Source organism: Luteimonas sp. RC10, from assembly GCF_014192745.1.
Lineage (GTDB): Bacteria > Pseudomonadota > Gammaproteobacteria > Xanthomonadales > Xanthomonadaceae > Luteimonas.
On the sequence record NZ_JACHYJ010000011.1, the window covers coordinates 57,301 to 66,181 of the forward strand.

At 69.7% G+C, this 8,881-nt stretch carries 8 protein-coding genes; 3 read left to right on the forward strand and 5 right to left on the reverse strand.

Annotated elements, in window-relative coordinates:
* The first annotated feature begins 126 nt into the window (after positions 1–126).
* From FHW73_RS16895 to FHW73_RS16905, 3 genes are read left to right on the forward strand one after another with little or no spacing between them, the layout of a single operon-like run.
* Complete coding sequence (locus FHW73_RS16895; RefSeq protein WP_221187619.1) at positions 127–450, forward strand: hypothetical protein; 324 nt, start codon at positions 127–129, stop codon at positions 448–450.
* The gene (locus FHW73_RS16900; protein ID WP_183427934.1) at positions 447–2,015 is read left to right on the forward strand and encodes a PepSY-associated TM helix domain-containing protein; all 1,569 of its coding nucleotides are present in this window, start codon (positions 447–449) and stop codon (positions 2,013–2,015) included. Before FHW73_RS16895 ends, FHW73_RS16900 begins: the two co-directional genes overlap by 4 nt.
* On the forward strand, positions 2,012–2,320 hold the full coding sequence (locus tag FHW73_RS16905; RefSeq protein WP_183427935.1) for a DUF3325 domain-containing protein: 309 nt from the start codon (positions 2,012–2,014) through the stop codon (positions 2,318–2,320). Before FHW73_RS16900 ends, FHW73_RS16905 begins: the two co-directional genes overlap by 4 nt.
* 86 nt (positions 2,321–2,406) lie before the next feature.
* Here FHW73_RS16905 and FHW73_RS16910 read toward each other — a convergent pair whose 3' ends face one another.
* From FHW73_RS16910 to FHW73_RS16930, 5 genes are all read right to left on the reverse strand, one after another.
* On the reverse strand, positions 2,407–3,624 hold the full coding sequence (locus tag FHW73_RS16910) for a type II secretion system F family protein (RefSeq protein ID WP_183427936.1): 1,218 nt from the start codon (positions 3,622–3,624) through the stop codon (positions 2,407–2,409).
* Positions 3,625–3,673: 49 nt separating this feature from the next.
* Positions 3,674–5,407: a type II secretion system ATPase GspE gene (gene gspE, locus FHW73_RS16915; protein WP_183427937.1), complete on the reverse strand. Its 1,734-nt coding sequence runs from the start codon at positions 5,405–5,407 to the stop codon at positions 3,674–3,676.
* Positions 5,408–5,467: 60 nt separating this feature from the next.
* Positions 5,468–5,995 carry a DUF2242 domain-containing protein gene (locus tag FHW73_RS16920; RefSeq protein ID WP_183427952.1) on the reverse strand — a complete coding sequence of 176 codons (528 nt, stop codon included), beginning with the start codon at positions 5,993–5,995 and terminating at the stop codon, positions 5,468–5,470.
* A 210-nt stretch (positions 5,996–6,205) separates the two neighbouring features.
* Positions 6,206–6,589: a hypothetical protein gene (locus FHW73_RS16925; protein WP_183427938.1), complete on the reverse strand. Its 384-nt coding sequence runs from the start codon at positions 6,587–6,589 to the stop codon at positions 6,206–6,208.
* Positions 6,590–6,862: 273 nt separating this feature from the next.
* Positions 6,863–8,797: a S8 family serine peptidase gene (locus FHW73_RS16930; protein ID WP_183427939.1), complete on the reverse strand. Its 1,935-nt coding sequence runs from the start codon at positions 8,795–8,797 to the stop codon at positions 6,863–6,865.
* Between the last annotated feature and the right edge of the window lie 84 nt (positions 8,798–8,881).

Below are 8,881 nucleotides of genomic sequence, written 5' to 3' on the forward strand. Positions count from 1 at the left end.
CGCACGGACGACCGACCGGGAAGCCCGGCTCGGGCACGCTCGACGGCTGAGGCCCGGCCGCCCCATCTAGTTGTAAATGATTCGCATTTGATATCATCGCCGCTGCCGCCCTGTCCGACGCCCGCAATGCCCACCCCCGCTCCCCTGACCGCCCGCGCCCAGCGCGACCGGACGCCGATCGCCGTCCGCCTGGATGTGCTGTGCCGCATTCTGGTTGCGGTGCCCGGCAACTATGCAGCCACGGCCTTAACCGTCGTAGCGATCGCGCGATTGTTGCCCGGCGGTGCGCTGTCGGCGGCGGTGACCGCCACGCTGCTGTCGTTCGCATTGTTCGCGGCCGGTGTGATGGCCACATTCGCTGCGCGCGACGGCCTGCGCGCCGGCCTGTGGCTGGCCGGCATTGCGGCCGTGGCGGGCGCGGTCGTCGCGCTGACCGGAGCGCCGGCATGAGTCGTGGCTTCCGCCAGTCGCAGGCCTGGCTGCACACCTGGAGCGGGCTGCTGGTGGGCTGGGTGCTCTATGCGATGTTCCTGACCGGCACCAGTGCGTACTGGCGCGAAGAGATCACCCGCTGGATGACGCCCGAACTGGGCGCGCCGGTCGAGGCCGCGACCGCCACTCGCCAGGCGCTGGCGTGGCTTGAAACCCACGCCCAGGGCGCAGACGCGTGGACCGTCCAGTTGCCCGGGCCGCGCACCACCGGCACCCAGGTGTCGTGGCGCATGCCAGGGCAGTCGTTCCGCGAGGCCTACGCCTCGCGCACCTGGCTGGACGCCGACGGCCACGCGGTCGCGGTCCGCGACACCCGCGGCGGCGATTTCTTCTACCGGCTGCATTTCGACATGCATTACATGCCGGTGCTGTGGGGGCGCTGGCTGGCCGGCATCTGCGCGATGTTCATGCTGGTGGCGATCGTCAGCGGCGTGGTCACGCACCGCAAGATCTTCGCCGACTTCTTCACTTTCCGCCGCGGCAAGGGCCAGCGCAGTTGGCTCGACGGCCACAACGCATTGGCGGTGCTGGCGCTGCCGTTCCACCTGATGATCACCTACACCGGCCTGATCACGCTGATGGCGCTGTACATGCCGTTCGGTATCGATGCCCGCTATGCCGACGAGCAGGCGTTCTATGCCGAACTGTTCCCGCAGGCACCGACCGTCGAGCGCAGTGGCACGCCGGCGCCACTGGGCGACATCGAGGCGATGCGCGTGCGCGCAGCCGCCGACTGGCAGCCCGACCGCGTCGACACGCTGCGCATCGACCTGCCCGGCGATGCCGCCGCGCAGGTCGTGGCCTCGCGCAGTACCGATGCGCGCATCGTCTACGACTACGAGTCGATGGCGTTTTCGGGCACCAGCGGCGCGCTCGTCTGGCGCACGCCGCCACAGGGCGCGGCCGCCGACACGCGCGATGGCATGGTCGGGCTGCATGCAGCGCGCTTCGCCCCGATGACCATGCGTTGGCTGTTCTTCCTGTCGAGCCTGGCCGGCACGCTGATGGTCGCCAGCGGGCTGGTGCTGTGGACGGTGAAGCGACGCGCGCAACTGCCGGACCCGTCACGCCCGCACGTCGGTTTCCGGCTGGTCGAATCGCTCAACATCGGCTTCGTCGCCGGCCTGCCTGCCGCGATGGCAGTCTTTTTCTGGGCCAACCGGCTGCTGCCCACCGGCATGGCCGAACGCGCGCAGTGGGAGATCCACCTGTTCTTCCTGTTCTGGCTGGCGTGCGTGCTGCACGCCTGCGTGCGGCGGCCGGTCGCGGCCTGGCGCGAGCAACTGGCAGTCGGTGCCCTGCTGTTCGCGACGCTGCCGGTCTACAACCTGGTCGCGACGCAGCATGGGCTGTTCGCCAGCCTCGCCGCCGGCGACACCGCGATGGCGACGATGGACATCGGCCTGCTGGTGCTGGGTGCCGCGCTGGGCTGGGCGGCCTGGGCGGTCGATCGCCACGCGCGGCGCGCCCCCGTGCGACCGCCACGGCGTGCGCGCGTCGGCGATGCGCAGGTGCCGGCATGAGCGCGGTACTGGTCGTGCTGGCCATCGTGCTCGCGGCCGCCGGTTTCGCCGCGCTGGCGCTGGCGATGGACCGCCACCACGCCGCGGTGATCGGCGGCACGCCGACGCCGGCGCGCCGACGCGCTTTGCGCTGGACAGGCGGCCTCGCGCTGGCACTCGCGGCCTGGTGCTGCGTGCACATCTGGGGTGCGGCGCAGGCCGCCGTCGGCCTGTGGGGTGTGGCGAGCGCGGGCGCGGCGACCGTGCTGCTGTGGCTGCGCTGGCGCGAGCCTGCGCGTGCTGCGCAGCCGCGCAGCGCGCGGTGATCGACGCCGCGTGCGTCGGTGGAGACCGCGTAGAGGTCAGGGACGTGGTGATCGGCTGCTTCGGCCCCCTCACGACGGACGGTTGCTTACCCGATGACGCTGGTCAAGTCGTAGATCGGCACCAGTACTGCCAGGATCACGACCATCACCACCAGTGCCAGCAGCATCGTGATTGCCGGCACCAGGGCCGCGAGCATGCGGTCGAGCGACTGCCCGGTCTGTTGGTCGAAGGTATCGGCGGTGCGCATCAGCATCGCATCGAGTGCGCCCGATTCTTCGCCGACCTGGACCATCTGGATCGCCAGCCGCGGAAAGCGCCCGCCGCGTGAGAGTGCGGTCGACAGCCCGACGCCGTTCTTTACTTCCGCCGCCGCGGCCTCGACATCGGCCGCGAGCGCCAGGTTGCCCAACACATTGCGGCCGATGCCCAGCGCCGTGATCAACGGCACGCCGTTGCGCAACAGCGTGCCCAGCGTCCGCGCCAGCCGCGCGGTTTCGATGCGCGCGGCCAGCGGGCCGGCCAGCCGGCGCTCGAGCAGCCAGGCATCGAGACGCGCGCGGAATCGGGCATCGCGCAACTTCAGCGCGAAGGCATAGGCCGCCAGCACCGGCACGATCAGCAGCACGATCCACCAGTCACGCACGAAGCTGCCGACGCCGAGCACCAGACGCGTGAACACCGGCAATTCGGCATCGAGACTGTCGTACATCGCCGCGAACTGCGGCACAACATAGCCCAGCAGGAACATCAGCGAAGCGCCGACCATGACGATCAGGATCGCGGGATAAATCAGCGCGTTGATCACCCGGCCGCGCAAGGCGCGCGCGCGTTCGAGATAGTCAGCCAGCCGCTGCAGCGTGTCCTCCAGGCTGCCGCCGGCCTCGCCCGCACGCACCATGTTCACGTACAGCCGCGAGAACGTGCCGTGCTGCCGCTCGAGCGCCGTCGACAGCGACACGCCGCCACGCACCGCATCGCGCAGTTCGGTGATCGTGCGCTTGGCCTCCGGTTCCTCGGGCAGATCGAGCAGGATCGTCAGTGCGCGATCGAGCGGTTGCCCGGCATGCAGCAAGGTCGCCAGTTGCTGGGTGAACTGCACCAGGCGCTGCCCGGAGAACGGCTTGGGCTTGAACGCCGTCCGCCAATCGCCGAGCCCGCGCGCCTCGCTCGCCGGACGCGCCTCCACCGGCAGGTGCCCCTGCTCCTGCAGGCGCAGCGCGACCTCGGCCTCGCTGGCGGCATCCATGGTGCCGTCGAGCACTTCGCCGCGAGCGTTGAGGGCCTTGTAGCGGTAGAGGGTCATTGCAGCGTGCTGGGAGCGTGGCGGTGCGTGGTTCGCGCGTCTTGCGGCATCATGCCTCCTCGGTCACCCGCAGCACTTCCTCGATCGTCGTCAGCCCGCGCAGGGCCTTGGCGATGCCGTCCTCGTACATCGTGCGCATGCCGGCGCGGCGCGCGAGGTCCTCGAGCTCGCCCATACCCGCATGACGCATCACCGCGCGCCGGATCTCGTCGTTCATGACCAGGAACTCGACGATCGTCGTGCGCCCCAGATAGCCGGTCGGCGCCGCGGCCGACGGGCCCGGGCGGTAGAGGTGGATCTCGCCCTCGGGCTGATGGCGGCGCAGTTCGAAGCGCTCGATCTCCTCGGGCGAGGCGGCATAGCGCACTGCATGCGTCGGCTCGAGCCGGCGCACCAGGCGCTGGGCCAGGATGCCGTTGACCGTCGAGGTCAGCAGGTAGTCCTCCACGCCCATGTCGAGCATGCGGGTGATGCCGCCGGCGGCATTGTTGGTGTGCAGCGTGCTGAGCACCAGGTGTCCGGTCAGTGCCGACTGGATCGCGATGCGCGCGGTTTCAAGGTCGCGCATCTCGCCGATCATGATGATGTCCGGATCCTGGCGCACGATCGAGCGCAGCGCATTGGCGAAGTCCAGGCCGATCTGCGGCTTGGCCTGGATCTGGTTGATGCCTTCGATCTGGTACTCGACCGGGTCCTCGACCGTGATGATCTTCACGTCCGGCGTGTTGAGCTGCGAGAGCGCAGTGTAGAGCGTCGTCGTCTTGCCCGAGCCGGTCGGACCGGTCACCAGCAGGATGCCGTGCGGCTGGTCGAGCACCTTCTGGAACTGCGGCAGGAATTCGCCGTCGAAGCCCAGCCGCTGGAAGTCGAACACCACCGTCTCGCGGTCGAGCAGGCGCATCACCACACTCTCACCATGCGCGGTCGGCACGCTGCTCACGCGCAGGTCGAGCTCCTTGCCCTGCACGCGCAGCATGATGCGTCCGTCCTGCGGCAAGCGACGCTCGGCGATGTTGAGCCGGGCCATGATCTTGATGCGGCTGATGACCGCCGCCGTCAGATTGACCGGCGGGCTCTCGCCGTCGATCAGCACGCCGTCGACGCGGTAGCGGACCTTGAGCCGGCTCTCGAACGGTTCGATGTGGATGTCGGAGGCACGCAGTTCCACCGCGCGCTGGATCACCAGATTGACCAGCCGGATCACCGGCGCCTCGGACGCCAGATCGCGCAGGTGCTCGACATCGTCGACGTCGCCGCCGCCCTCGCCGTCGGCCGACTCGACGATCGTGCCCATCGCGCTGCGACCCTGGCCATGCCAGCGCTCGATCGCATCGTCGATCTCCGACCGCAGGCCCACCGCCGGCACCGGCTCGCGCCCGGCCGCCAAGCGCACGGCATCGAGCGCATAGGCATCAAAGGGATCGGACATCCACAGGCGCAGGCGGCCGTCCTGTTCGCCGATCGGCAATACATGGAACTGGCGCAGGAAGCGCACCGACAGCGGCGTCGCGCCTTCGGCAGTTTCGGGCGGTTCGTCAGGCAGCTCGCGCCCGGCCAGCAGCGGTAGCTCGAACTCCGCAGCGCAGGCTTCGGCATGGTCGCGCTCGGACACCAGGCCCAGCCGGCCCAGCAGCCCCAGCAGGCTGCCCCCCGCCTCGGCGTGCAAGCGTTGCGCACGGGCGAGATCGACGTCCTTGAGCCGGCCGTTGTCGCGCAGCCGCGCGATGACCCGCAGCTCCGGCGCAGCGGACGACGCTTCGGACCCCTCCAGCACGGCATTCACCAGACACGACCCCAGCGGCGATGGACCGGGCGACTGTAGCAGTTCGCTCGCAGCCGGGGCTCAGCGCGGTGCGTCGTCCCGCGCCGGACGGTGCAGATCGTCGGGCGGCGGATCCTCACCGACCTGAGGCGTCGGCGAGCGCCGATCGCCGTCCGTCGAGTTCGGCACGTAGTAGCCGACGCGCTCGAAGAACCGGCGGTAGAAGCCGGCATCCTGCACGGTGCTGCTGGCCACGCGCACCAGCGAATCCTCGCGACTGCCGATCGGCACCGACAACGAACCGAGCGCCCCGACGCCGAGGCTCGCCGAGTTGGAACTCTTGCGCAGCACGTAGCGGTCGAGCAGCGCGCTGACGAACAACAGCGTCCGGTCGCTGCCGCGCGGCACACACGACACACGCACCGACAGCTGGGTGTGCACCTCGTCCTCGGGCTGGAAGTTCTTGGTCGCCTCGACCGCGTCGTCCCCTGCCTTGCCGACTGCGTAGCCCTGCCCCAGCAGCGCCAAGCGCGCGGCGCTGCAGGCCTGGGCCGGTGGCAGATCGTAGGTGCGCGAATAGATGTCGTCGGCGTCGAACGATTCGCCCATGAACGGCACATCCTCGCGCGCGTTGCGCCCGCAGCCGACCAGCAACGCAGCGGCCAACGGCAACAGGACCAGGGCGGGCAACAGACGGAGGCGAACCATCACAGGCGTATCGATTGGACGAGCCGCGAATGATAACGGCGGTGGCCATCCGCACTGTCGACGCCACCTGCACAGTTCATCGTTCAGCAGGCCGTGCCCAACCGCTCCGGCTCAGTGCAGCGCCGGGGCCGGGTCATTGCGCGTGCGCCGCTCGGCCTCGAGCCAGTCCAGATGCGCGGCGAGCGTGCGACCGGCCGCCTGCGCCTCCGCGCACGCGGCCGCATCGAGCACCTTGGAGACCGACAGCCGGGTCCGCACCCCGGCCCGCCCCTGCACCGCGGCGGTGTGACGCAGCATCGCCAGCAACATTGCGGCGCTCGGCGTGCTCGCCACCGGGCGACCGGCGAGCACCATCGTCCATTCGCCGTCCTCCAGCGTCGCCCCGGCGAGTACGCGGCCATCGCCGTCGCGCAGCTGCGCATGGATCGGCGTGCCCTGCGCGCGGCGGGCAGCTTTCTCGACCTGGGAACGGCGCGGACCGGAAGGTTTGGACATGGCGACCTGGGCAGGGAACCTGGCGCGACAGTATCCCAGATGCCGCCTGTACCGCTCGGCCCCGCCCGCCACCCGCACCGCGCAGAACCGGGGTCAGAGTGCAATTTCGTGAGACGAAATTGCACTCTGACCCCGGCTTTTCCTGGCCATCCAAAGTGGAAAGCCCAGGCCCGCATTCGATTTGGGAGAACGGCCGCAAGAAAAAGCCCGCGGCTGGCCGCGGGCTTCAATGGACACGACCGCACCCGCGTCCTTGCGGGTGCGGCGGCGGTCTTACACCCCCGGCGTGGTGAACTTGGCCTGCAGGGTCACGTTGCTGTAGGCGCGCGTGCCGGCGAGCTTGATGTAGTAAACGCCCGCGGCCGGCCGGTTGATCCGGACGGTCTCGGTGTTGCCCGGACGCGTCGAGTTCCAGGTCCCGGTCTGCGCCGGCGCCTCGTCGAGGCTGACATGGAGCGAGACGTCGCCGCTGCCACCGCTGGTGGTGATCGTCAGCGCGCCGGTCACACCGGCCGGCACTTCGATCGAGTACAGCGTCTCACTGCCCGCCGTGCCCGCCAGACTACGCATCGGCACGCCATTGCCGATCGGCGTCGAATCCGGTGCGCAGGTCTCGACCTCGGGATCGCACGGCGGCTCGATGGCCTTCATCACCGCGGCGCCGGCATTGACGATGCCCGGGCCGATCGGCTGGCTGGTCGACGGTGCCACCGTGAAGGGCGTGACGGTGCGCTTGAGCACATCGAGCACTTCCTCCGGGGTGAGCAGCGGCAGCTCGGCGGCCAGGCGTGCGCCCTGCATCAGTGCGACCACGCCGGCGACATGCGGCGAGGCCTGCGAGGTGCCGGCGGTGCCGTAGGTCGGCGCGCCGGTGATGCTGGCCAGCGGCGTGGGGGTCGTCGTGCTCGGATTCTTGGCTTGCCACACGAAGCCGTCTTCGATCTGCGTGCCCGAGCTGCCGTCGTTAGTGTAGACGCCGCCCCCCGGAGCCGAAATATCGATGCCGGTGCCGTAGTTGGAATAGTACGCACGGCGACTGGTGATGCCGTTGGACGCGACGGCAATCGCACCCGGGCAGTTGGCCGGCGAGAAGTTCGCCACATCGGCATTGCTGTTACCCGCGGCGATCACCACGGTCGCGCCAAGCGCATTCGCCTGCGCGATGGCGTCGGCCTCGGCTGCCGAACAGGCGCCGCTGCCGCCCAGGCTCAGGTTGATGACCTGCGCGGGGTTGGCATTGGCCGGCACGCCGTCCACATCACCGCCGGCCGCCCAGATGATGGCGTCGACGATGTCCGAATCGTAGCCGCCGCAATGGCCAAGCACGCGGACCGGCAGGATCTTGGCCCCATAGGCGACACCGGTGACCGCAATGCCATTATCGGTGCGCTGCGCGCCTGCGGTGCCGGCGACGTGGGTGCCATGCCAACTGCTGTTGCGCTGCTGGCAGGTTTCCGCACCGGGGTAGCCGATTGTCCAGTCACCCAGGTCCCAACCGCCCGCGACGCGGTCATCGGTGGCGCGACCCGACACGAACGCATCGGAGATGAAGTCGTAGCCGGCATCGCCGAGCGAGCTGTCGATGTCGGGATGCTCGGTAATGCCGGTATCGAGCACCGCGATCGTGATGCCGTCGCCGTCGGTGAGGTCCCAGGCGGCCGGCGCGTTGATACCGCCGCGGTTGGGACCGCCGTCGCCGGTCACCGTGCCGTCGGGTGCGAGCATGTGCCACTGCCATTCCAGACCCGGATCGTTGGGCACGTAGGCCGCCTGCGGCTGGACCGCCGCGATCTGGCGCAGACGGTCAGGCGCGACCGACTTGACGTTCGGATCGGCGGCGATCTGTCGCATCAGGGCTTCGGCCGAGACGCGGTCCACGCCCTGGGCCAGGCGCATGACCTGGTGCCCGGTCGCGAGCGTGCGCAGGTACTGCACGTTGTTCGCCTTGGCGGCGCCGCGCACGATGCCCGAGCGAGCGAGTGCCGTCCGGACGCCGGCCACCGCCGCCTGCTGGTCCTGCCGCTCCCGCGCGCCGTCCCGGTACTCGACGATGAAACGCCGGATCGGGGTCGCGTCCGATTGCTGCAATGGCGCCTCGGTCCCCGCCTTGTCGGCCGGGCGCTGGGTCTTGCCCGCATGGACGGCGCCGGTGGCGAGCACCGCACCGACCGCGATGGCCAGGGCGCTGGGGATGATGCTGTTCTTCATTTTGGACCCTCGTTGGAGTATTGGACCTCGGAAGCGTCGGCACGACAGCACAGGGCCACCATCCCGACGGACGTCGCATGGATG